The organism is Micromonospora sp. WMMA1996 (assembly GCF_002573675.1).
GTDB classification, from domain to species: Bacteria; Actinomycetota; Actinomycetes; order Mycobacteriales; family Micromonosporaceae; genus Micromonospora; species Micromonospora sediminicola.
The window spans coordinates 3841535-3866720 of the sequence record NZ_PDHU01000001.1 but is presented as its reverse complement, the minus strand read 5'-3'; the positions used below and the strand labels follow the sequence as shown (position 1 = coordinate 3866720).

The 25186-nt window shown below is 74.9% G+C and carries 18 protein-coding genes; 10 read left to right on the top strand and 8 right to left on the bottom strand.

All coding sequences use genetic code 11. From position 1 onward, the window contains the following. Positions 1–25: 25 nt before the first annotated feature. Complete coding sequence (locus tag COO58_RS17780; protein ID WP_098746426.1) at positions 26–1219, bottom strand: hypothetical protein; 1194 nt, start codon at positions 1217–1219, stop codon at positions 26–28. Between the two features lie 144 nt (positions 1220–1363). Here COO58_RS17780 and COO58_RS17775 point away from each other — a divergent pair, with 144 nt between their 5' ends. After that, entirely contained in the window at positions 1364–3286 is a 1923-nt protein-coding gene (locus COO58_RS17775) for a hypothetical protein (RefSeq protein WP_098745836.1), read from the top strand. Next, entirely contained in the window at positions 3244–5031 is a 1788-nt protein-coding gene (locus COO58_RS17770; RefSeq protein WP_098745835.1) for a hypothetical protein, read from the top strand. The genes COO58_RS17775 and COO58_RS17770 overlap by 43 nt, the downstream gene beginning before the upstream one ends. A gap of 90 nt (positions 5032–5121) precedes the next feature. Here COO58_RS17770 and COO58_RS17765 read toward each other — a convergent pair whose 3' ends face one another. Further along, complete coding sequence (locus COO58_RS17765) at positions 5122–6987, bottom strand: hypothetical protein (protein WP_098745833.1); 1866 nt, start codon at positions 6985–6987, stop codon at positions 5122–5124. 79 nt (positions 6988–7066) lie between these two features. Between COO58_RS17765 and COO58_RS17760 the strand changes: the two genes are divergently transcribed. Beyond that, positions 7067–8329: a PQQ-binding-like beta-propeller repeat protein gene (locus COO58_RS17760; RefSeq protein WP_091583937.1), complete on the top strand. Its 1263-nt coding sequence runs from the start codon at positions 7067–7069 to the stop codon at positions 8327–8329. Beyond that, the gene (locus COO58_RS17755; RefSeq protein ID WP_098745832.1) at positions 8326–9618 is read left to right on the top strand and encodes a PQQ-binding-like beta-propeller repeat protein; all 1293 of its coding nucleotides are present in this window, start codon (positions 8326–8328) and stop codon (positions 9616–9618) included. The genes COO58_RS17760 and COO58_RS17755 overlap by 4 nt, the downstream gene beginning before the upstream one ends. Here COO58_RS17755 and COO58_RS17750 read toward each other — a convergent pair whose 3' ends face one another. Then, complete coding sequence (locus tag COO58_RS17750) at positions 9619–10821, bottom strand: C39 family peptidase (protein ID WP_255292662.1); 1203 nt, start codon at positions 10819–10821, stop codon at positions 9619–9621. Positions 10822–10979: 158 nt separating this feature from the next. On the opposite strand from COO58_RS17750, the gene COO58_RS17745 reads away from it, so the two are divergent. The 4 genes from COO58_RS17745 to COO58_RS17730 all read left to right on the top strand — a co-directional run bounded on the left by COO58_RS17745 (position 10980) and on the right by COO58_RS17730 (position 16166). Next, positions 10980–11645 (top strand): response regulator transcription factor, encoded by a 666-nt coding sequence (locus COO58_RS17745; protein ID WP_091579487.1) that lies wholly within the window; start codon positions 10980–10982, stop codon positions 11643–11645. Between the two features lies 1 nt (position 11646). Next, complete coding sequence (locus COO58_RS17740; RefSeq protein ID WP_176558835.1) at positions 11647–12804, top strand: cell wall metabolism sensor histidine kinase WalK; 1158 nt, start codon at positions 11647–11649, stop codon at positions 12802–12804. A 207-nt stretch (positions 12805–13011) separates the two neighbouring features. After that, positions 13012–15552: a malectin domain-containing carbohydrate-binding protein gene (locus COO58_RS17735; protein ID WP_098745829.1), complete on the top strand. Its 2541-nt coding sequence runs from the start codon at positions 13012–13014 to the stop codon at positions 15550–15552. A 227-nt stretch (positions 15553–15779) separates the two neighbouring features. Continuing rightward, the gene (locus tag COO58_RS17730) at positions 15780–16166 is read left to right on the top strand and encodes a VOC family protein (protein ID WP_091579480.1); all 387 of its coding nucleotides are present in this window, start codon (positions 15780–15782) and stop codon (positions 16164–16166) included. A gap of 55 nt (positions 16167–16221) precedes the next feature. On the opposite strand, the gene COO58_RS17725 is transcribed toward COO58_RS17730, so the two are convergent. The 4 genes from COO58_RS17725 to COO58_RS17710 form a co-directional block, all read right to left on the bottom strand. Beyond that, the gene (locus tag COO58_RS17725; RefSeq protein ID WP_098745827.1) at positions 16222–17013 is read right to left on the bottom strand and encodes a hypothetical protein; all 792 of its coding nucleotides are present in this window, start codon (positions 17011–17013) and stop codon (positions 16222–16224) included. Positions 17014–17197: 184 nt separating this feature from the next. Beyond that, positions 17198–19261 carry a 3-hydroxyacyl-CoA dehydrogenase NAD-binding domain-containing protein gene (locus COO58_RS17720; protein ID WP_098745826.1) on the bottom strand — a complete coding sequence of 688 codons (2064 nt, stop codon included), beginning with the start codon at positions 19259–19261 and terminating at the stop codon, positions 17198–17200. After that, positions 19258–20451, bottom strand: a complete 1194-nt coding sequence (locus COO58_RS17715) for a thiolase family protein (protein WP_098745824.1) — start codon at positions 20449–20451, stop codon at positions 19258–19260. The genes COO58_RS17720 and COO58_RS17715 overlap by 4 nt, the downstream gene beginning before the upstream one ends. Before the next feature lie 118 nt (positions 20452–20569). Continuing rightward, entirely contained in the window at positions 20570–21892 is a 1323-nt protein-coding gene (locus COO58_RS17710) for a ribonuclease D (RefSeq protein ID WP_091579467.1), read from the bottom strand. Between the two features lie 234 nt (positions 21893–22126). Between COO58_RS17710 and COO58_RS17705 the strand changes: the two genes are divergently transcribed. After that, the gene (locus COO58_RS17705; RefSeq protein ID WP_098745823.1) at positions 22127–23500 is read left to right on the top strand and encodes a S1C family serine protease; all 1374 of its coding nucleotides are present in this window, start codon (positions 22127–22129) and stop codon (positions 23498–23500) included. Positions 23501–23552: 52 nt separating this feature from the next. After that, positions 23553–24383 carry a hypothetical protein gene (locus COO58_RS17700; protein ID WP_098745821.1) on the top strand — a complete coding sequence of 277 codons (831 nt, stop codon included), beginning with the start codon at positions 23553–23555 and terminating at the stop codon, positions 24381–24383. A 78-nt stretch (positions 24384–24461) separates the two neighbouring features. Here the strand turns inward: COO58_RS17700 and COO58_RS17695 are convergent, their stop codons facing one another. Next, positions 24462–25028 (bottom strand): DUF3000 domain-containing protein, encoded by a 567-nt coding sequence (locus COO58_RS17695; protein ID WP_091579455.1) that lies wholly within the window; start codon positions 25026–25028, stop codon positions 24462–24464. Positions 25029–25186: the final 158 nt, after the last annotated feature.

Sequence of the window (25186 nt, the reverse complement as noted above, 5' to 3'; positions counted from 1 at the left end):
CGACGCGGCGCGCGGGTGCTCGCCGTCAGCGGGGGGCGGACAGGGAGCGGTACCAGGTCTTCTCGGTACCGGCCAGGCTGAACGTCTGCTTGGCGTCGGTCTGTTCGACCACCACCAGGCCGGGCCGGTCGACCAGGCGGGTGGTGCCGGGCGGGGCGGCGAACGACGCGTCCCGGGTACGCCAGGTCAGCACCGCGAGCGGCTGCCCGGGCACCGGCAGGTGGTAGGCCTGCAGCGTGGTGGACCGGTCGGCGGGGGAGACCACCGGGGTGCCGCCGCCGGCCGGGCGGTAGACCACCGCGGTCATGGTGCCGGTGGCCGTCTCCCAGCTGAGCTGCTCCAGGTCGCCCGGCTCCCCACCGCCCAGGGCCACCTCGCCCAGCGACCGGGTCGCGATCTTCGCCATCGGCCAGGACTCGGGCGCCGAACGGGGCGCCTCGCGGTCGCCGAGGCGGCGGGGGAGGCTGCCGAACGGGCCCCGCTCACCGGCCAGCGCGCAGGTGTCCAGCCCGGTCAGGGCCCGCTTGCCGGCGCCGGTCTCGTCGCGCACCAGCGGGTAGCGGGGCGCCTCGGTGGCCGTACCCAGGTCGAGGACGCGGTCCGCGGCCCGGCCGCGCGGCAGCGACGGGGTGGGCCGCAGCGTCGCGGTCAGCTCGACGGCCCGGCAGGCCGGCACGGCGACCGGGTCGGTCACGCCGTCGGCGCCGCCCAGCACCCGGCCGTCGGGGCCGAGCAGGCGTTCCACCCGGGCGGAGGTGAGGTAGCGGCGGCCCTCGGGCTGGCGCACCGGCAGCACGTCGGAGTAGACCAGGTAGCCGGGGTCGGTGTACTCGGTGGCGTGCGCCACCCGCCAGCGCTGCCCGTCCTGGTCGAGTTGCAGCAGCCAGGAGGCGGCCTCGCCGGGCACGTCCGCGGCGACCAGCGCCAGCGCGGAACCGGCGACCTGGCCGGAGAAGAGAATGCCGGAGGAGGGCACGTGCACCCGGTCGTCCACCGGGGACCGCCAGTCCCGTACCGCCTCGGTGATCCCGGCGGTGGCGGCGGCGTCGCGGGCCAGGCTGCCGCGCGGCGGCCAGACCGCCAGGGTGCCGTCCAGGCTGTCGTAGCCGACCCGCAGGTCCTTCGGCTGCCGGTCGGCGACCGGTCCGCAACCGACCGTGACCAGCAGCAGCGCGGCCAGCGCGGTGCCCGTCGTAGCGCCTCGGCGGGCTGAAACCACCCTGATCCCCTCGCCGGTCGTCGGTCGGAAGCCCACATGGTACGAGACGACCGGTCGCCCGGCCGAGCCCGGCTCACCCGTTCGTCGCGGAACGTGACGCGCGATTCGTGCGCCAATATCCGGCTCCGGTAGACTCCGCCGACTGTGACGCCTGCCGAGACCCGCGGCGCCTCGACGCCGGCCGCCGACGCCCCGACGGGACCCCGCTCCGTCACCCTCGACCGGCCTCCGGTCACCCGGCCGGCCCCGCCGGCCCCCGCCGATGCGCCGCCCCCCGCCGACCCGGCGGACGAGGCCGCGCCCGCCGCGCGTCGCCGGTGGCGGTGGCGCTGGACGCGCCGCCGGATCGACCTCGTCGTGTACGGCGGTTTCCTGCTCGCCGCGATCTGGGTGACCAGCGGCATCTGGGCCGACCCCGCCGGCCGGGTGGCCGCGCTCTACAGCAGCGACCCGGCGCAGGTGCAGTTCTTCCTCGCCCACTCGGTGCGGGTGGTGCTGCACGGCGAGTTCCCGTTCTTCACCGAGCAGTTCAACTACCCCGACGGGGTCAACCTGATGGCGAACACCGCCATCCTGGCGCTCGGCATCCCGATGGTGCCGGTGACCCTCCTGTTCGGACCGGCGGTCTCCTTCGTCACGCTGGTCACGCTCGGCCTGGCCGGCACCGCCGCCGCCTGGTACCGGGTGCTCTCCCGGCACCTGGTGCGCCACCGGCCGGCCGCCGCCGTCGGCGCCTGGTTCTGCGGGTTCTCACCGGCCATGCTGTCGCACGCCAACTGGCACCCGAACATCATCAGCCAGTTCCTGCTGCCGTTCATCGTCTGGCGGGTGCTGGTGCTGACCCGGTCGACCCGCCCGGTCCGCGACGGCGCGCTGCTCGCGCTCCTGGTCACCGCGCAGGCGTTCATCAACGAGGAGATCCTGCTCTTCACCGCCATGGCGCTGGGCGTGTTCCTGCTCGCCGTGCTGGCGCAGCAGCGTGCGCGGTGGGCCGCCGCCTGGCGACCGCTCGGCGCCGGGCTCGCGGTCTGCGCGCTGCTCGCCGGCGCGCTGCTGGCGTACCCGCTCTGGGTGCAGTTCGCCGGGCCGATGGCGTACCACGGGCTCAGCGACACGGTGCGTGACTACGGCAACGACATCGCCGCGTTCTTCGCCCCCGGCTCGCCCACCTTCGGCGGCAACGAGCGGGCCAACGTCAACCTCGCCCCGAACTACTCGGAGGAGAACGCCTTCTTCGGCTGGAGCCTGTCGCTGCTCGCCGTGGGCATCGTGGTCTGGCTGCGCCGGGACGTGGTGGTCCGGGCGCTGGCCGCGACCGGGCTGTTCTTCGCCGTGCTCTCGCTCGGCGAGCGGATCTCCTGGTGGGACCGGGAGCTGGTCACCGGGCCGTGGGAGCTGCTGGTGCGGCTGCCGCTGCTGGACGCCGTGGTGCCGACCCGGTTCGGCATGATCACCGGCGTGACGGTCGCGGTGCTGCTCGCGTACGCGGTGCGCAGCGCCTGGGTGCTGCGGGGCGTGGACCGGCGTACCGCCCGCACGCTGACCGCCGCCGGCCTGGTCTTCGCGCTGCTGCCGATCGCGCCGATGCCGCTGCGGGTCACCACCCGGCCGCCGGTGCCGGAGTTCATCACCGCCGACCGGTGGCGGCAGTACGTCGGGCCGGACCAGACACTGGTCTCCGTGCCGGTGCCGGCGATGGGCAACACCGACCCGATGCGCTGGGCCGCCAGCACCGACCTCGACTTCAAGATCCCCGGCGGCTACTTCCTCGCCCCGCGCAACGGCGTCACCGGCGACCCGGGCCGCTTCGGCGGCCGGCCCAGCGGCATCGGGGAGATGCTGGAGGAGGTGGCGTCCACCGGGCGTACGCCGAAGCTCGACGACCGGCAGCGCCGCCGCTTCCTCGACGAGCTGCGGCACTGGAACGCGGCGGTGGTGGTGCTGCCGCTCAACGAGCAGAACGCCGAGCCGCTGCGCCGGACCGTGGAGCAGCTGGTCGGCCCCGGCCGGCAGGAGCTGGACGTGTGGTTGTGGGACGTCCGGACACTGACCAGCCGCTCCGTCTGACCGGGGCGGACCGCCCCGGCCGCGCGCCCCGGCGCCGGTGGCGGCCCCGCCCGGTCGACGCGCTCGTGGTGGCCGGCTACCTCGGTCTGGCCGTGCTGCTCACCACCGACCAGTGGCGCCGGCCGGAACGGCTGTTCCACCAGGCCGGCGACCAGATGCTGTTCGAGTGGATGCTGGCCCGGGCGGCCCGCGCGGTGACCGGCGGGGAGAACCCGCTGTGGAGCGCCGCGCTGAACGCCCCGGACGGCGTGAACCTGATGGCGAACACCTCGGTGCTCGGGCTGGGCGTGCCGCTCACCCCGGTCACCGTGGCGTTCGGCTCGCAGGTGGCGTTCCTCGTCGCGGTGACGCTCAGCCTCGCCGGCACGGCCACCGCCTGGTACGCGCTGCTCGCCCGCCGGCTGGTCCGCTCCCGGGCCGCCGCCGCGGTGGGCGGCCTGGTCTGCGGCTTCGCCCCCGGCATGGTGGCCCAGGCCGGCGCGCACCTGCACATGGCCGCCCAGTTCCTGGTGCCGGTGATCCTGGCGCTGGTGTTCCGGCCGGCCACCGACCGGGTCCGCCGCGACGGCGTGCTGCTCGGGCTGGCGGTCGCCTACCAGGTCTTCCTCGGCGAGGAGGTGCTGGTCTTCCTGGCCCTCGCGGCCGGGGTGCTGGCCGGGGCGTACGCGCTGGCCGACCGGGCCGCCGCCCGCCGGCTGGTCCCGGTGGTGGCCCGCCGGCTGGGTATCGGCGCGCTGGTCGCCGGCGTGCTGCTGGCGTACCCGTTGTGGTTCCAGTTCTTCGGGCCGGGCCACTACAGCGGGATGCCGTTCCACACCCTGGGGTACCGGCTGGACCTGGCCTCGTTCAGCGCCACCGCGCGGCAGACCGTCGCCGGGGACGCCCACCGCGCCGGGCTGCTGTCGCCGAACCCGACCGAGCAGAACTCGTTCTTCGGGCCGTTCCTGCCGCTGCTGGCGCTGCTCGTGGTGGTGCGGCTGTGGCGCCGGCCGCTGGTGCGCGCGCTCGCCGCGTGCGGGCTGCTGTTCGCGCTGCTGTCGCTCGGCGCGAGCGTGGTGCTGAACCGGCACGACACCGGGGTGCCCGGCCCTTACCGCCTGCTCGCCGGGGTGCCGCTGCTCGACCTGGTCGTGCCGGCGCGGTTCGCCCTGGTGTGCGTACCGGTGTGCGGGGTGCTGCTGGCGTTGGCCCTGGACCGGGTCCGGCGCTCCGGCACGCGCGCCTGGGCGCCGTGGGCCGGCGCGGTCGCCGCCGCGCTGCTGCCGCTCACCCCGACGCCGATCCGCACGGTGCCGGTGACGCCGGTGCCGGCCGTGGTGTCCGGCGGCGGCTGGCAGGCGTACGTCCCGCCGGGCCGGACGCTGGTGCCGGTGCCGCCGGTGACCGGGGCGGCGGTCAGCCCGGCCATGTTCTGGTCGGCGCGCACCGGGCTGGCGTTCGACGCGCCCGGCGGCTACTTCATCGGCCCGCACTCGGCGACCGACCCGACCGCCCGCTGGGGCGCGCCGGACCGGCCCACCTCGCTGCTGCTGCGCCGGGCCGCCGAGACCGGCCAGGTGCCGCCGGTCGGCGACGTGGAGCGCCGGCAGGCGGTCGAGGACCTGCGACACTGGCGGGCGGCGGCGCTGGTGCAGGCCGACTCGTCGCCGGCCGACCCGGTACGCGCCACCGTGGACGCCCTGGTCGGCCCGGGCCGGGACGTGCCCGGCGGGCACCTGTGGGACGTCCGCCCCCTGCTCGGCTGACGCACCTGGTGCAAGGAGGGGCCCCCTTTTAACGCGCGGTGTTAAAAGGGGGCCCCTCCTCTACCGAATACGTTAAGCAGGGGCCCTTCCTTACACGCGGTCGCGCACGTCCCAGAGCCAGACGTCGTCGACCCGCTGGGCGGGGCCGAGCAGCGCCGTCATCAGGTCGCGCAGCACCGCCTCGCGCGGGTTCGCCCCGAGCACCACCGCCGACGCCCGCCAGAAGCGCAGGTCCTCGACGGCCTGCCGGCGGTTCTCCTCGGTGATCTCCGGGACCCGGTCGGCGTCCATGGTGGAGTAGATCAACGTGCTGGTGGGGCGGTTCGGGGCGCCGAAGACGCCCTCACCCCGCTCGTTCGGGCCGATGAAGTAGCCACCCGGGATCGGGAACTCCTGCCCGGTCAGCGCGCTCCAGCGCAGCGTCGGCAGCCCGTGCACGTTGCTCGGGATCGGCACCGGCACCAGCGTCCGGCCGTCCGGCACGTAGGGGCGCCAGCCGCCCGAGGTGACGAAGTGCGGCGGCGGGTCGATCTGCTGCGCCGGCAGCGGGCGCGGGAACAGCGGCAGCAGGGCGGCCGCGATCGCGGCGTACCCGACCAGGCGCAGCCCGCGCCGCCGACGGGGCCCGGCGCCCGGCGCGGAGGCGCCGTCGCCGGCGCGCGGGGCGGGCACCGGGGACCGGCCGTCGCGGGCCAGGGCGTCCCAGGCCAGCGCCAGCAGCACGCCGACCGCGCCGACCACCACCAGGCTCAGCCGGGTCGGCATCATCATCTCGACCAGCGGCAGGTCGTCCGGCACGTACGCCCAGGGGCCGTCGACGTCGGTCTCCACCCCGTCGAAGCGCACCTTCGGCCCGATCGAGGCGACCGTGAACACGACCACCAGCACGGCCAGGATCCGGGCCGGCACCGACCGGCGCGCCAGCAGGACCAGCGCGACCAGCCCGACCAGCACCAGCGGCCAGCCGAACCAGGTGTTCTGCTCGGTCAGCCCGATGGTCTTCTCCACCGCCTCGTCGCCGGCCACGGTGTCCCGGGCGAAGGTGACGAAGGCCATCAGGTCCTCGCCCCAGTTGTGGAAGACCCCGCCCTGCAGGCCGCGGTAGGACTGCGGGCCGTTGAACTGGAACCAGATCGGGTACGCGGTGAGCAGCAGCGCCACCCCGCCACCGACCCCGATCGCGGCCAGGAACGCGCCCGCCCGCTCCCGCGTGGCGCGCGGGCGTTGCACCGCGTACGCCACCACGACGACCAGGCAGGCCAGCGCGGTGAGCAGCAGCATCTCCTCGTTGATGAAGATCTGGTACGCCACCAGCAGCCCGAGCGCCACGCCGTTGCGCCGCCAGCGGCCCGGCTCGCCGAGGCGCAGCACGCGGGAGACGATCAGCGGGAGCAGGAAGTTCGACACGAAGTTGGGCTGCCCGTTGGCGTGGTGCACGATGCCCGGTGCGAAGCCGAGGAACGCCCCGCCGACGAAGGCCGCGCCGCGGGAGCGGACCAGGTGCCGCGACAGCACCCAGTACGACGTGGCGGCGGTCGCCGACAGCGCCGCGCCGAGGTAGAGCGCGTACATCACCTGCGGGCCGAGCAGCATGGTCAGCGGCGCCAGCGGCAGCGTCACCCCGAGCAGCGAGGTGTTCGCCATCATGTTCACCCCGTCCGGCGCGTTCTGCCGGGCGGTGAACAGCGGGTTCTCCAGGTGTCGCACCGAGTAGGCGCCGTGCGCGAACAGCCACTCGAACCAGCTGTGGTCGGTCGGCAGGTGCGAGGAGACCCGGTGCTGCACGTCGCCCCAGTAGTTGAGGCAGACGAGAACACCGAGCAGCGCATAGGCTCCGATGGCCAGCACGTCGGCACGGGCCGGTCGGCGACGCGGCCGACGCGGCGGGTCGGACACGCCGGTGTCGACCTCGACGGACGAGGAGTTCAGCGAGGGGTCCACCACCGGCACGGCCACGACGGGCCATCGTACAGGCGGTCCGGGCGCGGTCCGGTCACGACCGGGCGACGGTCCGGCGGCGCGGAGAGGGGTGCTCGTGACCGTCATCGACCTGGGTGAGCTGCGGGACGGCGCGGTGTCCGACGTGCCGGGCCGGGCGCCGCGTGCGGTCGGCCGGCCGTTCCGCGTGCTGGTGGTGCTGCTGGTGGCGCTGGTCACGCTCGCGTCCGCGACGCCACCGGCGCGTCCCGCGCAGTGGACGGTGCCGGGTGGCACCGGGGCGTCCGCGTTCGTCGCCGGTGACCGGGTGTACGTGGTCCGGCCGTTGGACTGGCGGCCCGGCGCGCTCCGGGAGGTGGTCGCCTACCGGGACGGGCGGGAACGCTGGCGCAGCCGGCTGCCGACCCCGGGCGAGGTGGTCTCGGTGTGGGAGATGGGCGACCGGGTGCTGGCCGCCGGGCCGAACGGGCCCGACCAGGCGTGGCAGACGGTGGCCCTGGAGGCGGCCACCGGCCGGCTCAGCTGGCGGCAGCCCGCGCTCGGCTACCCGGCCGGTGACGCGCTCCTGCTCCAACCGACGACCGCGTCGGGCCCGCAGGAGGTACGCAGGGTGGCGGTCGCCGACGGCCGCACGTTGTGGACCGCCCCCGCGACGCCGGATCTGCGTTTCGTCCTCGGGCCGGCGGGGGTCGAGGGGCTGCTGGTGGTGCCGGAGAGCGGCGAGACCGTGGTGCTGGACGCGGTCACCGGTGAGCGGCTGGCCGCCCGTGACCTGCATCCGGGGGAGCTGCCCACCCAGCGGCGGGTGCTGACCGCCGGCGACCTGGTGCTGGAGATCCGGGAGGACGGCGTCGCGGCCTACCAGCGGGAGACGCTGCGCTCGCGGTGGACCGCCGACCTGCCGCTGCTGGACTACGTGGACACCTGCGGCGACGTGCTCTGCGCCAGCCGGCAGACCGGCGGCATGTGGGGGCTCGACCCGGCCACCGGCGCGGTCCGGTGGGCCACCGACCGGTGGTTCGGCGTGATCCGGGTGGACGGCGGGCGGCTGCTCGTCGGGGCCGGCGACGGCGACGGCGGTGGCGGTGGCGGGGACCGCCTGGCGATGCTGGACGCCGACGACGGGCGGCTGGTCGCTGACCTTCCCGGTTGGGCGGTGGTCGCTCCGAACGAGTTCGGCGACCGGCTGTTCCTGACCCGGCCGCTGGGCGGCGGGCGGCTGCTCCTCGCCGAGCTGGACCTGCCCGCCGGCCGGCTCCCGGTCCGGGGCGTGCTGTCCGGCGTCGACTGCTCGGCCGGGCGCGTGCTGGTGGTGTGCCGGGACCGCGACGGCGACTTCACGGTGCGGCGGCTGCCATGAGCGCGCTCATCGACCTGGGTGAGATGCGGCACGGCGGGGACGGCGACGAGCCGCTTCCCGCGTCGCCCCGGCGTCCTCCGGGTCGGGTCGCGCGGGTGGTGGCGCTGGGCTGCCTGGCGCTGCTCGCGGTGACCGGCGCGGTCGCGCCGGCCCGGCGCCCGGCGCCGGTGCGGGTGCCCGCACCGCAGGGGGCCGCGTTCGTGGTCCTCGCCGACCGGCTGATGGTGGCCGACGGGCCGGGGACGGTCGGCCGGGGCGGCCGGGTGGTCACCGGGCACCGGCTGCCCGGCGGGGAGCCGCTCTGGCGGTTCAGCCTGCCCGCCGGCGACCACGTGCTCGGGCTGGGCGTCGCCGCCGGTGGGCTCCTGGTCACGAGCAGCCCGGCCGGCGCCGGCGACACGCTCTCCACGCTGCTCGACCCGGCCACCGGCGCGTCGCGCTGGCGGCAGCCCGGCTACCCGGTCGCGACCGCGTCCGGCGGCCTGCTGCTGGAGAGTCCCCGGGCGGCCGGCGCGGGCAGCGTGCTGGCCGTCGACCCGGGCTCCGGGGCGGTGCGGTGGACGCTGCCGATACCGGCCCAGGGGGTGGCGTACCGGACGGACGGCCACGGGGTGACCCAGCTCGTGCTGGTGACGCCGGACGGGCGGGTGGCCGTGCACGACGCGGACACCGGCGCGCTGGCGCACACCGGGCGGGTGCCGGCCGCGCCGGACGGCGTCTCCTACCGGTACGCGCAGGTGGTGGCCGATCTGCTGCTGGTCGACGGCGGTCCGGGCACGGTCACCGCGTACGGGCTGGACCGGCTCGACGCCCGCTGGACCGTGCCGGTGCAGGAACGCGCCGGGCTCTGGTTCACCGACTGCGCCGGCATGGTCTGCCTGCGTGACCAGGTCGGCGGCGCCCGGACGCTCGACCCGGCGACCGGGCGGCCGGCGTGGACCGACGAGCGGTGGCTCGGGGTGTACCCGGTCGGCGGCCGCCTGCTCGCGGCCACGCCCGGGATCGGCCTGGAGCTGGACCGGTGGGTGCTGGAGCCGACCACCGGACGGGTGCTCGGCCGGCTCGGGCGCTGGCGGATCACCGGCACGGACCGGGAGGCCGGCCGGCTGCTCGGGCTGCGTCACCTCAGCGCGGACCGGACGCTCGTCGGCGTGCTGGACGTCCCGGCCGCGGAGGCGCGGATCCGGGCGGTGCTGCCCGGCTCGTGGGACGAGTGCGCCGACTCGGGCACCGTGCTGGTGTGCCTGCGCCCGGACGGCGGGCTGACGATCTGGCCGGTCGGCCGCTGATCACCAGTTGCGCTGCGCGGGCGGCGCCGGCAGCGGCACCGACTCCGGGCGCACCACGTACGCGATCCCGCCGCTGCCGCCCTGCCAGGCCGCCTCGAACGGCGCCCGGGGCACGGTCCGGCGGACCCGCTCGTCGTCCGGCGCGTACGGGTCGTTGAGGACCGGGTCGCCGTCGTCGGTGAAGCCGACCAGCACGACGAGGTGCCCGCGGGTGTCGTAGTCCAGCCCGGGGACCTGCCCGGCGGTGAACGCCGCCGAGACGATCAGCGGGATGCCGGCGGCGACGAACCGTTCCGCCTCGGCCAGCGACCGCAGCCGGGTGACGAACGCGTCCACCCCGTGCGTCGCCGCGTACGCGGTGTTGAACGGCCAGTTCCCCGCCCCGGCGTACGCGTGGTCGTAACAGTGCCGGGCGGCGTGCACCACCACCGGGCGCGGGCCGGGCGGGTCGACCCAGGCGTAGCGCTCCGGGGTGGGGCCGGCGCCCCAGAAGTCGAGCACCATCGACACGCAGGTGGGGCTGCACCAGGAGTCCCCGCCGCCGCCCCAGCGGGTCTCCCCGCCGGCGTGCAGCCGCTGCGCGTACCGCGGCACGTCCAGCACCCGACCCCGGGCGCCGGTCTCCTCCGCCGCGCCACCGTCGACCCCGGCGTCGGCGTCGGCGTCGGCGTCGGCGGACGCGACCACGCCGACCGTGCGCAGCACCGGGCCGGCGGGCGCGTCGGGCCGGCGGAACAGGGTCACCCGGGCCTGCCAGCCGGTCACCCTCGCGTCGGTGACGCGGAGCGTGTCGGCCAGCACCCGGGCGTGGCCGTCGGCCTGGCCGGGCACGGACGAGCGGTGCACCGCGCTGTCGTCGGCCGCCCAGCGGCCCAGCTCGTACCAGCCGGTGGTGGCGGCGTCACCGGCCCAGCCGCGCAGCTCCACCCGCAGCCAGCAGCCGGGGGGCGTGTCCGCGGTCCAGGAGGGCACCAGCTCGGCGGCGGCGAAGCCGACCGGCACCACCGGGGAGGTCCACGTCCCCGCGGCGTAGTCGACCGTGGTGCCGGAGTGCGGATCGGTGTGCGTGACCGGCTCCGCGGTCCCGTCGGGAGTCAGCCCGCCCGGCTCGGCGCGCAGCCCGTCCACGCGGCCCCGGTCCCGGTCCGCCGGGAAGCGGAACCGGTGGTGTGCCACGTCGCGGCCGGGGTGGACGGCGGTCATCGGGGCTCCGCTCGGCTCGGGTCCGGCCGTCGGCCGGCGCGCTGGTCGATTCTTGTCGGGGAGCATCGCGTACCCGAAGGTTTTCTGCAACGGCGGCGCGTGCCGGCCGTTTGGTCCCCGCCAGTAGGTTGTGGGAGGTCACGAGGCGGGAGGCCGGGATGCGGGTACTGGTGGTCGAGGACGAGCGGAACCTCGCCGACGCGATCGCGCGCGGGCTGCGCAAGCGCGGGATGGCGGTGGACGTCGCCTACGACGGGAACGCCGGACACGAGGCGGCGTTCGTGACCCGCTACGACGTGGTGATCCTGGACCGCGACCTGCCCGGCGTGCACGGCGACCGGATCTGCGCGGACCTGGCCGCCTCCGGCGCGCTGACCCGGGTGCTCATGCTCACCGCCAGCGGGACCGTCGCCGACCGGGTCGAGGGGTTGCAGCTCGGCGCCGACGACTACCTGGCCAAGCCGTTCGCCTTCGACGAGCTGGTGGCCCGGGTGCAGGCGCTGGGCCGGCGCGCCACACCGGCCGCGCCCCCGGTGCTGGCCGTCGCCGACCTGGAACTCGACCCGGCGCGCCGGGTGGTGAGCCGCGGCGGGATGCCGCTGGAACTCACCAACAAGGAGTTCGGCGTGCTCGCCGAGCTGCTCAAGGCGCGCGGCGCGGTGGTGTCCAGCGAGGAACTGCTGGAACGGGTCTGGGACGCCAACACCGACCCGTTCACCACCATCGTCCGGGTCACCGTGATGACCCTGCGCAAGAAGCTCGGCGACCCGCCGCTGATCGACACCGTGGTCGGCGCCGGCTACCGCGTCGGCGGGGTCTCCTGACATGGGTACGCGGCGGGTGCGACCCACGCTGCGGCTGCGACTGACCCTGCTCAACGGCGTGCTGCTGGTCGGCGCCGGGGCGATCCTGGTCCTGCTGGCCTGGCTGCTGGTCCGGGACGCGTTGCGTCCCACCGACGAGCTGCTGCCCGGCACCACCGTGGTGCTCACCGACGGCCGCACCCTCAACGCCGGGCAGTGGCAGCGGCAACTGGTCGACGCCGCCTCCCGGGAGCTGCTGGTCAAGGGGCTGCTGGCGCTGCTGGCCGTCGGCGTGGTCGGGGTGGCCGGGGCGTACCTGGTGGCCGGGCGAGCGCTGCGCCCGCTGCACCAGGTCACGGCCACCGCCCGCCGGCTCGGCGAGACCACGCTGGACGAGCGGATCGGCTGGTCCGGCGCGGACGACGAGGTGGCCGAGCTGGCCGAGACGTTCGACGCGATGCTGGACCGGATCACCGCCGCGTTCGAGGCGCAGAAGCGGTTCGTCGCGAACGCCTCGCACGAGCTGCGCACACCGCTCGCGGTGATGCGTACCGAGATCGACGTGACGCTCAGCGACGACGACGCCGACCTGGCCGAGTACCGGCGGATGGCCGGCGTGGTGCGGGAGGCGTCGGAACGGGCCAACGGCCTGGTCGACGCGCTGCTGGTGCTGGCCCGCAGCGAGGCGCAGACCGGCCGGCGGCTGGCCCGGCGCGCGGAGAGCGACCTCGCCGTGGGCGCCGCCAACGCGCTCTCCGCGGTCGCCCGGGAGGTCGAGCGGATCGGCCTGCGGGTGCAGACCTCGCTGCGGCCGGCGCCGGTGGTCGGCGACCCGGGGCTGCTCGACCGGCTGGCCGGGAACCTGGTGGAGAACGCGGTCCGCTACAACCACCTGCACGGGCGGATGTGGGTGCGCACCGGCACCGACGGGCAGCGGTCCTGGCTGGTGGTGGGGAACACCGGCTTCGAGGTCGCCCCGGCCGAGGTGCCCGGGCTGTTCGAGCCGTTCCGGCGGGGCGGCCAGGAACGCACCGGCGCCCGTGGCTCCGGCCTCGGCCTGTCCATCGTGCGGGCCGTCTGCGACGCGCACGGCGGCACGGTGACGGCGGTCGCCCAGTCCGGCGGCGGCCTGGAGGTGACGGTCACCCTTCCGTCGGCCGACCCGCCCGCGGCCACCTGACCGCCGATCCCGCGCCGCCCGGCCGGCCACGGGTCCCCACCTTTTCGTGCGGCCCGGCCCGGCTGTCCCGCCCGCCCGCGACGGGTGCTCGGCCGTGGCGACGCGGTGGTCGGTCAGAAAGCTTGCCCGGCGCTGGACGGCGGCTGAGCGGTGGCCCAGGGTGAGCGGAGCGACACGCCTCACCCCGCTCACCTCACGGAGCTGCCAGTGACCCACCCCTCCGCCCCGCGCCGCCGGGCCCTCGCGGCCCTCGCCGCGGTCGCGCTCACCGCCGCCGGCCTGGCCCCCGCCGCCCCCGCGAACGCCGCGCCCGACCACACCGCCGTGGTCAAGGCCGTCCCCTCCACCGCCTCGCCGGACATCGTGGACGGCAGCGTCGACGCGATCCACGACGCCGGTACGAAGATCATCGCGGCCGGCTCGTTCACCACGGTGCAGAACCGCGGGTCCGACGTCGACATCACCCGCAACTATTTGCTCGCCTTCGACAAGGCCACCGGCGCCGTGGACACCGCGTTCGTACCCGTGGTCGACAACGAGGTGTACGCGGTCGTCGCCGGCCCGACCGCCGGCACGGTCTACGTCGCCGGCAAGTTCAACACCGTCAACGGCGTCACCCGGCGCAAGGTGGCCCTGCTCGACGTGGCCACCGGCGCGCTGGTCACCAGCTTCACCGGCCCGGCGTTCAACGGGTTGGTCAACGACATCGCCCTGGTCGGAAACCGGCTGCTGGTCGGCGGCATCTTCACCACGGCCGGCAACAGCAACCCGCGCGGCGGCCTGGCCTCGCTCAACGCCACCACCGGCGCGCTCGACAGCTACCTCACCACCGCGCTGACCGAGCACCACAACTACGACGGGGTCAGCGGGTCCAACGCCGGGGTCGGCCCGGAGAAGCTGGCGGTCTCCCCGGACGGCACGACGCTCGTGGTGATCGGCAACTTCAAGAAGGCCGACGGGGTGCTGCACGACCAGATCGTCAAGCTGGACCTGGGCGCCACCGCCGCCACCGTGGCCGACTGGAACACCAGCCGCTACACGCCGCGCTGCAAGTGGCAGGCGTTCGACTCGTACATGCGGGACATCGCGTTCGCCCCGGACAGCAGCTACTTCGTGGTGGTCACCACCGGCTCGCCGTACGCCGGCACGCTCTGTGACGCCGCGGCGCGGTGGGAGGCCGCCGCCACCGGCCCGGACCAGCAACCGACCTGGGTGGACTACACCGGCGGCGACACGTTCCTGTCGGTCGGCGTCAGCGAGCAGGCGGTCTACGTCGGCGGGCACTTCCGCTGGCTGAACAACAGCACCGGCGCCGACAACGCCCGGGCCGGCGCGGTGGGCCGGGCCAGCATCGCCGCGCTGGACCCGCGTACCGGCCTGCCGCTGTCCTGGAACCCGGGCCGGCACCCGCGCGGCGTCGGGGCCACCGAGATGCTGGTGACCCCGACCGGGCTCTGGATCGGCGGGGACACCTCGTGGATCGGCAACTTCCAGTACCGACGGGAGCGGATCGCGTTCTTCCCGCTGGCCGGCGGCGCGGCCCCGCACCCGACCACCTCGGCCACCCTGCCGGGCCGGGTCTACCAGGCCGGCGTGCCGAAGCCGACGAACGTGCTCTACCGAATCAACGCCGGCGGCCCCGCGGTCGCCGCCACCGACGGTGGACCGGACTGGGCGGCCGACGACGGCGGCAACCCGAGCCCGTACCACAACAGTGGCAGCGCCACCGCCGGCTTCGCGCCGGTCGGCACGCTGGACGCGACCGTGCCGGCCGGTACCCCGGCCGCGCTCTACAGCGACGAGCGGTACGACCCGGCCGGCGCACCGGAGATGACCTGGCAGTTCCCGGTGCCCGCCGGAACCGAGGTGCAGGTACGGCTCTACCTGGCCAACCGGTACGACGGCACCGGCACCGCCGGCAAGCGCGTGTTCGACGTGGCGCTGGATGGCGCCACCGTCCTCGACGACCTGGACCTGTCCGCGAGCGTCGGGCACAACGTCGGCACCATGCGTGAGTTCACCGTGGTCAGCGACGGCACGGTGGACCTGGAGTTCCGGCACGTGGTGGAGAACCCGCTGGTCGACGGCGTCGAGATCGTCAAGACCGGGGCGCCGCCGGCCGGCACCGGCGACGAGGTCCAGGCCCGGCCGTACGACGGCGCCACCACCGTCGGTGCGGCGACGCCGGTGACGAACCCGGACGGCACCGCCTGGTCCGCCGTGAAGGGCGCGTTCTGGGTCGGCGGCACGCTCTTCTACGGCCTGAACGGCGCGCTCTGGCGACGCACGTTCGACGGGACCACGTTCGGCGCGCCGGCGCTGGTCGACCCGTACCACGACGCCTACTGGGACGCGGTGGAGACCGACTCCGGCCCGGCCGGGCAGACATACGTCGGGGTGACCACCGGCTTCTACGCGGAGATCCCCAACGTGACCGGGATGTTCCACCTCGACGGGCGGCTCTACTACACGCTCGCCGGGCAGAGCGGCCTGTTCTGGCGCTGGTTCACCCCGGACAGCGGCGTGGTCGGCGCGGACCGGTTCACGGTGGCCGGGTCGGGCGGCCTCGCCGACGCCGGCGCGGTCTTCGTCTCGGGCAGCACCCTCTACAAGGTCAACCGCAACACCGGCGACCTGTCGGCCACCGACTGGGCGAACGGCGCGCCGACCGCGACGTTCACGGTGCGCAGCGGTCCGGCGGTCGACGGCGTCGACTGGCGGGCCAAGGCGGTCTTCGTCGGCCCGTAAGGAAGGGCCCCCTGTTAACGCCTCCGGTAGAGGAGGGGCCCCTTGTTAACACCCGGGTGTTAACAAGGGGCCCCTCCTTGTCAGGGGGCGGTGGAGGGTGGAAGGATCATGGCGTCAGCCGAGTGTGGAAGGGGGTGTGGTGATGTCCGTTCCGAACCGTCCCGCGCCCCGCGTTCCCCGCTGACCTCGCACTCCGGCGGGGCGCACTCCCCATTGGAGGATGCACCGTGAGCGCACGGATGCACTGCATGACCGTCGAATCCGACGACCCGTACACGCTGGCCAGCTGGTGGGGCCGCGTGCTCGACCGCGAGCTGCACGACGACGACCACCCCGGCGACCCGGAGGCGGTCCTCGTGGCGCCCGACGGGCACGGCACCGACCTGCTCTTCGTCCGGGCCGAGGAGCGCCACGGCAAGGGCGCGTTCCACCTCGACCTGCACGCGGCCGAGGGCACCCGGGACGAGGAGGTCGTGCGGCTGCGCGACCTCGGCGCCACGGTGGTCGCCGACCGCCGGCGACCGGACGGCACCGGCTGGGTCGTGCTCGCCGACCCGGAGGGCAACGAGTTCTGCGTCTGCCGCAGCCCGGCGGAGCGGGCCGCGTCGGCCTGACCCGGAAACGGCACCGGGCCCCCGCCGTCGGCGGGGGCCCGGTGTGCGAGCGGTGTCAGTCCTGCTTCTCGATCTCGCCGCGCAGCGAGACGAACTCCGACTGGAGTTCGGCGGCGGACTTGAAGTAGATCACCACCATGCCCAGGCTGCCCTTGTCGACCCAGATGCAGACGCCGACCGGGATGCCCTCGGTCTTGCCGTCGCCGCACTTGGCGTCGCCGCCCAGCGGGCCGGCGTCGACCGTCTTGAACTCCTTGGCGCCCAGCTCGGGGGTGATCGCCGTGATGGCGTCCGCCATCTCCTTCTTCGGGTCGGCGATGACGCCGGAGACGCCGGCGATCATGACCAGGTCCTTCTTGGCCGGGTCGCCGTAGAACGCGCCGGCCGTGCTGGTCGCGTTCGGCACGTCCTTGCTGAACTCGGACTTCATCTGCAGCGCGGCGCTCTGCAGCTCGGGCTGGCTCACCTTCGGCCGGCCGCCCAGCGTCGTCGGCTCGACGACCCGGGTCTTGGTGGCGGTGACGACGTCCTTGACGTCGTCACCCGCGGCGAGCCAGAAGGCGACGCCACCGCCGACGCAGAGCACCAGGACGACGGCGAGGACGATCAGCAGGATCTTGCCGACCCCGGACTTCTTCTTCGGCGGCACCGGGGCGCCGAGCTGGTCGCCGCCGTACTGCGGCTGCTGCGGGACCTGCGGGTAGTCACCGCCGTACTGCGGCTGCTGCTGCGGAGCAGGCGGGTAGCCGCCGCCGTACTGCTGCTGCTGCTGCGGCTGGTAGCCGCCGGGCTGCTGCGGGGAAGGGGGGTAGTTGCCGGGGTAGGGATTGGACGGCGGCTGGGACATGAAGGCAGCTCCTGTGAAGATTCTGGACGCGTGATGGTAGCCATGACCACCGACGTGCCGCTGTCCGCCCAAGGCCGGTGTGACAAAACCGGGACCCAGCCGTGACCGGGCCCGCAACGCCGATCGCGGTGGCCGGAGCCGCCCCGAGGGGCGGACCGACCACCGCGATCGATGTCCCGGTCGGTCAGCGCAGGCTGGCCGCGCCGCGCGGCAGGAACCGCTTGCCGGTCACCCGCTCGGAGGTGCCGGTCCGGTCCAGGTACGGCGTGACGCCGCCCAGGTGGAACGGCCAGCCGGCGCCGAGGATCATGCACAGGTCGATGTCCTGCGCCTCGGCGACGACGCCCTCGTCGAGCATGAGCCGGATCTCCTGCGCCAGCGCGTCGAGCGCGTTCTGCCGGACCTGCTCGGCGGTGAGCGGCTGGTCGCCGACCACCAGCAGCTTCGCCACCTCGTCGTTGATCTGGTCGTCGACCACGATCGGCTGGCCCGAGTCGGCGATCCGCTTGAGGTTCTCGCTGACACCGAACCGGTCCGGGAACGCCGCGTGCAGCGTGCCGCCCACGTGGTAGGCCACGGCCGGGCCGACCAGCTGGAGCAGCGCCAGCGGACGCATCGGCAGACCCAACGGGTCCAGCGCGCTGTTGGCCACGTCCAGCGGGGTGCCGGCGTCGACGGCGGCGAAGACGGTGCCGAGGAAGCGGGTCAGCAGCCGGTTGACCACGAACGCCGGGGCGTCCTTGACCAGCACGCTGGACTTCTTCAGCTGCTTGCCGACCGCGAACGCGGTCGCGAGGGTGGCGTCGTCGGTCCGCTCGCCGCGGACGATCTCCAGCAGCGGCAGCACCGCGACCGGGTTGAAGAAGTGGAAGCCGACGACCCGCTCCGGGTGCTCCAGCTCGGCGGCCATCTCCGTGATCGACAGCGAGCTGGTGTTGGTGGCGAGCACCGCCTCCGGCTTGACGATCTTCTCCAGCTCGGCCCAGACCTGCTTCTTGACGCCCAGGTCCTCGAACACGGCCTCGATGACGAAGTCGGCGTCGGCGAACACCGACTTGTCGACCGAGCCGCTGACCAGGCCGTAGAGCTTGGCGGCCGTGCCCTTGTCCATCCGGCCCTTGCTCACGGCCTTCTCGATCTGGGCGTGCACGTAGCCGACACCCTTGTCCACCCGGGACTGGTCCAGGTCGGTCAGCACGACCGGCACCTGGAGCCGCCGGGCGAACAGCAGCGCGAGCTGGCTGGCCATCAGGCCGGCGCCGACGATGCCCACCTTGGTGACCGGCCGGGCCAGGCCCTTGTCCGGCGCGCCGGCCGGGCGCTTGGCCCGCCGCTGCACCAGGTCGAAGGCGTACAGGCCGCTGCGCAGTTCCTCGGAGAAGACCAGGTCCGCGAGGGCCTCGTCCTCGGCGGCGGTGCCGGTGGCGAAGTCGGCGTCCTTCGCGGTCTCCAGCAGGTCCAGCGCCTTGTACGCGGCCGGGACCGCGCCGTGCAGCCGCTGGTCGAGGGTCTGCCGGGCGAAGTAGAGCACGCCCGCCCACATGTCCTTGTCGACCTCGGGCCGGGTGACGGTGACCTCGCCCCGGACCACGCCGGCGGCCCACTCCAGGGACCGCTCCAGGAAGTCGGCCGGCTCCAGCAGCACGTCCGCGATGCCCATCTCGGCAGCCTGCTTCGGCTTGAGCATCTTGTTCTGCATCAGCGGGTTCTGCAGGATCACCTGCGTGGCGGCCGGGATGCCGATCAGGTTCGGCAGCAGCTGGGTGCCGCCCCAGCCGGGCACCAGGCCGAGCGAGACCTCGGGCAGCGCCAGCGCCGCCGCGCCCGCGGACAGCGTCCGGTAGTGGCAGTGCAGCGCCAGCTCCAGGCCACCACCCATCGCCGCGCCGTTGACGAACGCGAAGGTGGGCACGGCGCTGTCCTTGAGCCGGGCGAAGACCCGGTGGCCGAGCCGGCCGACCTCCAGCGCCTGCTCGCGGTCCGCCAGCTGGGGGAGGCTGGTGATGTCCGCGCCGACACAGAAGATGTACGGCTTGCCGGTGACCGCGATGAACGACGGCTCCGCCGCGAGCGCGGCGGTGATCGCCTCGTCCAGGCTGGTCAGGCCGCCCGGGCCGAAGCTGTTCGGCTTGGTGTGGTCGAACCCGTTGTCCAGGGTGATCAGGGCGGCGGGCCGGTCCAGTCCCGGTACGTTCACCGCGCGCAGCAGCGCCTTGGTGACGACCTCGTTCGGTGCGGCGAGGCTCACTTGTCTCCCTCCCAGTTCGGGTTCTCCCAGATCACGGTGCCGCCCATGCCGATGCCGATGCACATGGCGGTGAGGCCGTAGCGGACCTCGGGGTGCTCGGCGAACTGCCGGGCGAGCTGGGTCATCAGCCGGACGCCGGAGGACGCGAGCGGGTGACCGATGGCGATCGCGCCGCCCCACGGGTTGACCCGCGGGTCGTCGTCGGCGATGCCGAAGTGGTCGAGGAACGCGAGCACCTGCACCGCGAACGCCTCGTTCAGCTCGAACAGGCCGATGTCGTCGATGCTCAGGCCGGCGATGCGCAGCGCCTTCTCGGTGGAGGGGATCGGGCCGACGCCCATCACCTCCGGCTCGACGCCGACGAAGCCGTACGACACCAGCCGCATGCCGATCGGCAGGCCCAGCTCGCGGGCGGTCTCCTCGGCGACCAGCAGCGCGGCGGTGGCGCCGTCGTTCAGGCCGGCCGCGTTGCCCGCGGTGACCTTGCCGTGCGGCCGGAACGGGGTCTTCAGGCCGGCCAGCTTCTCCATCGAGGTGTCCCGGGGCGCCTCGTCCACGGTGGCCAGGCCCCAGCCGCCCTCGGCGTCGCGCACGGCCACCGGCACCAGGTCGCCCTGGAGCTTGCCGTTGGCGTACGCCTTGGCGGTCTTCTGCTGGGAGGCGAGCGCGAACGCGTCGGTGCGCTCCTTGGTGATGTGCGGGACCCGGTCGTGCAGGTTCTCCGCGGTGGAGCCCATCACCAGGGCGGACGGGTCGACCAGCTTCTCCGCGACGATCCGCGGGTTCGGGTCGACGCCCTCGCCCATCGGGTGGCGGCCCATGTGCTCGACGCCGCCGGCGATGGCCACGTCGTAGGCGCCCATGGCGATGCCGCCGGCCACCGTGGTGACGGCGGTCATCGCGCCGGCACACATGCGGTCGATGGCGAAGCCGGGCACGGTCTTGGGCAGGCCGGACAGCAGGGCGGCGGTGCGGCCGATGGTCAGGCCCTGGTCGCCGATCTGGGTGGTGGCGGCGATGGCCACCTCCTCGACCTTCTCCGGCGGCAGCTGCGGGTTGCGGCGCATCAGCTCACGGATGCATCGGATCACCAGGTCGTCGGCGCGGGTGTTGGTGTACATCCCACCCGCCTTGCCGAACGGGGTACGGACGCCGTCGACGAAGACGACATCCCGAACTTCACGGGGCACTTGGAGCCTCCTGACCGGCACTGGCATTTCCCCGGATGCTACTCGCCAGTAACCAAGCGCGTCACCACCCCCCGTGTGGCCCGTCCCACACCCGGCCGGGCCGCACGGGGGGTGAACGTCAGGACGACGGGACGCGCAGCGCCTCGGTCAGCGCGGGCAGAAGCAGGCCGAGCTGCCACTCCCGGGCGCCGAACGTCCGCAGCGTCTCCGCCACGGTCGCGTCGGTGATCTCCTCCGGCGGCTGCCACGCCAACCGGCGGATCGAGTCGGGCGCGACCAGGTTCTCCGCCGGCAGCCGATGCGCCGACGCGGTGCCGACCACCACCTCCCGGCAGCGGGCCAACCGGCCCGCCGCGACCGGGTCGCGCTCCGCCCACCGGTGGGGCGGGGGCGGGCCCTCGACCGCCGGGCTCACCGGCAACGCGTCGTCCGGCAGCTGGCGTGCGTCGTCCAACGCCGCCAACCAGGTACGCGCCAGCCGGCGCACCGACCGCCCGCCGAAGCCGGGGAGCGTCAGCAGCGTCTTCTCGTCCTTCGGGTCCAGTTCGGCGGCGGCCACGATGGCCGAGTCGGGGAGCACCCGGCCCGGGGCGGCGTCCCGCCGGGCGGCGATCTGGTCCCGGGCGTACCAGAGGGACCGCACCCGCGCCTGGGCGCGGGCGCCGCGGACCCGGTGGATGCCCGACGTGCGGCGCCACGGTTCGGCGCGGACCCGGGCCGGGCGGGCGCCGCCCCGCACCAGCGCGGCGAACTCCTCCGCCGCCCAGCCGGACTTGCCCTGTCGGTCCAGTTCCGCGTCGAGCGCGTCGCGCAGGTCGACCAGCAGCTCCACGTCCAACGCCGCGTACGTCAACCAGGACTCCGGCAGCGGCCGGCTGGACCAGTCCGCGGCGGAGTGGTGCTTCTCCAGGCTGAAACCGAGCAGCTGTTCGGTCAGCGCGGCCAGGCCGACCCGCTCGAACCCGGCCAGCCGGGCGGCCAGTTCCGTGTCGAACAACCGGCGCGGGCGCAGCCCCACCTCGGCCAGGCAGGCGAGGTCCTGGCTGGCCGCGTGCAACACCCACTCGGCCTCGGCGATGGCCGCGTCGAGCGCGGACAGGTCGGGCAGCGGCAGCGGGTCGACCAGCGCGGTGCCGGCCCCCTCGCGGCGCAACTGCACCAGGTAGGCCCGCTGGCTGTAGCGGTATCCGGAGGCGCGCTCGGCGTCCAGGGCCACCGGGCCGGTGCCCGCCGCGAAGCGGGCCACGACCTCGTCGAGCTCGGCCGGGGTGGCCACCGGGGCGGGCGTGCCCTCACGCGGGGCGGTCAGCGGGACGGCTGCGCCCGTGTCGGTCTCGGTCCCCGCGTCCGCCGGCTCCGGCACGGCCGACGACGGATGTGGGGACACCTCTCCCGTACGGCTTTCGGCGGCCCGACGGCGCAGGGGTGGTTCGTCGGTCACCTGACAACCCTAGTGGGCCGGACGATCCGGTGTGCGCAGCCGGTCGGGCGCGTGTCGGCGGGATGTCCGTCAGGTGTCCGGAACGGGCCGCCTTGCGCGCACGTGAGAGGGTCGGACAACGGGGGAGACAAACCCCGTTCCCGCCGGTACGGTCCATCGGGCCGTGAGCGGCGCATGGCCGCCGGACGGGCGGTCGGGGGTCGTCGGCGGAGCCGACGGGGAGGACGGACGATCATGGCAGGCGGGTACGGAACCGGCGAGCCGGGGTGGGACGGTGACGGCACGGCCGACCGGCCGGGGCCGCTGCCCCCGCGGATGGCCCCGCCCGGCGCGGCGGCCCCGTTCCCCGGACCTCCGGCCCCGCATCCCGCGACCGCAGGTCCCGATCCGGCCCGGGACGCGGCCGCCGGATACCGGCCGGCGTCCGGCGCCACCTACCCGGACCCGGCGGGCCAGCCCGGACACGACGCCGGTCACCGGCCCGCCGGCGGGACGTATCCCGGCCGGCCCGACCTGATGGGTCCGGCCCACCCGTCGGCCCGCGCGGCGGCGTCCGTCGTGCCGGTCCAACCGACCCCGGCCTCGCCCCACCCGACCGCCGGCGCCTCCTACCCGGGGCAGCCGACGTCAGGCCCGGTGTATCCGGGGCAGTCGGGGTCGGGTTCGGCGTATCCGGCGCAGCCGACCTCGGGCCCGGCGTATCCGGGCCAGCCCGCCTCCGGGCCGGCGTATCCGGGGCAGCCGGCGTCGGGGCCGGGGTACGCGGCGTACCCGGGTCAGGCGCCCGGCGGGTTCGGCGTGCCGCCCGGCGCGCATCCGGACCGGTCCGGCCGGCGCGGCCGGCTGCCGGTGGTGGCGCTGGTCCTGGCCGGCGTGCTGGCCGTGGTCACCGGCGTGCAGGCGTACCAGATCCACCGGCTCGACGACCGGCTCGCCGCCGCCGACCGGCGGACGGCCGAGGCGCAGGGGGCCGACGCCCGTCGGCTGGACGGGCTGGAGCAGCGCGCCGGAAGCCTGGAGAAGCAGGCCGGCGCCGCCTTCAACCCGGAGGCGGTGGCGAGCGCGGTGCTGCCCAGCGTGTTCCGGGTCCGGGCCGGGCAGTTCACCGGCACCGCGTTCGCGGTCGGCAAGGCGCCGGCCGGCGGCGGCACCACGCTGCTCACCAACTTCCACGTGGTGGAGGCCGTCTTCACCGCCGGCGAGCGCAAGGTGTTCCTGGAGCGCACCGACCAGCGGTTCGAGGCGACCATCGTCGCCACGGACAAGGAGAAGGACCTGGCGCAGCTGCGGACCACCGCGAAGTTCAGCGGCCTGGTCGCGGCGCGGACGCCGGTCAAGTCCGGCCAGCAGATCGTCGTGGTCGGCGCACCGCTCGGTCTGCAGGACAGCGTCACCACCGGCGTGGTGAGCGCGTTCCGCAAGGACGAGGGCGGCTCCGGCCCGGTGATCCAATTCGACGCGCCGATCAACCCCGGCAACTCCGGCGGTCCGGTGATCAACGGATCCAAGGAGGTCGTGGGCATCGCCACGGCCAAGGCCCGCGACGCCGAGGGCATCGGTCTGGCGGTGCCGATCAAGACCGCCTGCGACCGGTTCAAGCTCTGCTGACCGATCGGTCCGGGTCGCCCCACGGGGGGCTCAGCACATCTGGAGGAACGACATGTCCCAGCCACCGATCGGAGCGGGGGACCACCCGCCCCCGCCGCCGGGCGGCACGGTCTACGGCAACCCGTACGGGGGCCAGGCCACGCCCCCGTCGTACGGGCCGGCCCAGCCCGACCCGACCCGACCCCAGCCGCCCGTGCCGGGCCAGTACGCGCCGGAGGTCGCGCCGGGCCGGTACGCGCCGGGCGCCGCCCCGGTCCCGGCCCCCGGCCAGCCGATGTCGGCGCCGCCGGTCTCGGGCCCCGGATACGGGCCGCAGCCGATGTCCGCGCCGCCGGTCTCCGGCCCGGGCTACCCGCCGATGTCGGCCCCGCCGGTCTCCGGACCCGGGTACGGGCCGCAGCCGATGTCCGGGCCGCCCGGCGCCGTGCCGCCGTACGCCCCGACCGGGTTCGGTCCGCCGGCGGGCGCGCCGGCCGGCGGGGGCCGGGGACGGACGGCGCTGATCCTGGGGATCGTCGCCGGCCTGCTTCTGGTCCTCGGCGGCGTGATGACCGGCCTCTACGTCACCACCAACGGCAAGCTGGACAAGGCCGAGCGGCAGGTCAGCCAGCGCGACGGCACGATCGCGGCCAACTCGCAGGAGATCGAGAAGCTCAAGGGTGAGCTGAAGACGGTGCAGGAGCGCCTCGCCGACACCGAGCAGGACCTCACCGGCACCAAGAACGACCGGGACGAGCAGGCCCGGCAGAAGAAGGTCATCGCCAACTGCCTGGACAAGCTGACCACCGCGATCACGGCGGCGTCCCGCGGCGACAAGGCCGGCTTCGAGGCGGCCAACAAGGGCCTCGACAAGGTCTGCGACGAGGCCGAGAACTACCTCTGACAGCTCTTCACCCGGTCGACCACGAGGTGGGCGGCGTTCCGGATCTCCGGGACCGCCGTCGACCCCGCGGTCGACGGGTCAGGCGGCGCCGGCGCGGCGGGGCAGCGCCGTGACGCCGGGCGGCGGCAGGCCGGCGGTGGAGGCCAGCAGGGTGCACCAGCCGAGCAGGTGCGGGGCCAGGTCGGCGCGCAGCGGCGTCCAGGAGGCGCGGATCTCGATGTCGCCGGCGGCGGGCGGCCCGGCCAGCTCGCCGAACCGGGTGGAGAGCGTCTGCGTGACCGTGCCGCCGATCGCCCGGTGGCCGGCGCCCTGCGCGTCCAGCGCGTCGGTCAGCCAGGTCCAGCCCACGCTCGGCAGCAGCGGGTCGCTGGCCAGGTCGACCTCCAACTCGGCGGTGACGTAGGTGACCAGCCGCAGCGTGCCCTGCCAGGCCTCATGCCCGGCCGGGTCGTGCAGCAGGATCAGCCGGCCGGTGGCCACCTCGTCGTCGTCGCGCAGCACCGCGGCGGAGAGCGCGAACGCGTACGGGGCCAGGCGCTGCGGGGCGCCGACCTCCTCCAGCACGATCTCCGGGCGGGGTGTCGCCGACCGCAGCCCCGCGACCGCGCGAGCGAACGTTTCCGGGAGCGCGATCGGGGGGGCCATGCGAGCAGCCTATGCCGCCCCCGCCGTGCCGCGCGTGACGGCGCGCCGGGTGATCGACGGTTAAGAAGGGGCCCTTCCTCTACCGCAGGCGTTAAGCGGGGGCCCTTCCTTCTACGTCACAAATGCGGATGGTGAGCGTGGGCGCGGACGGGGCGCGT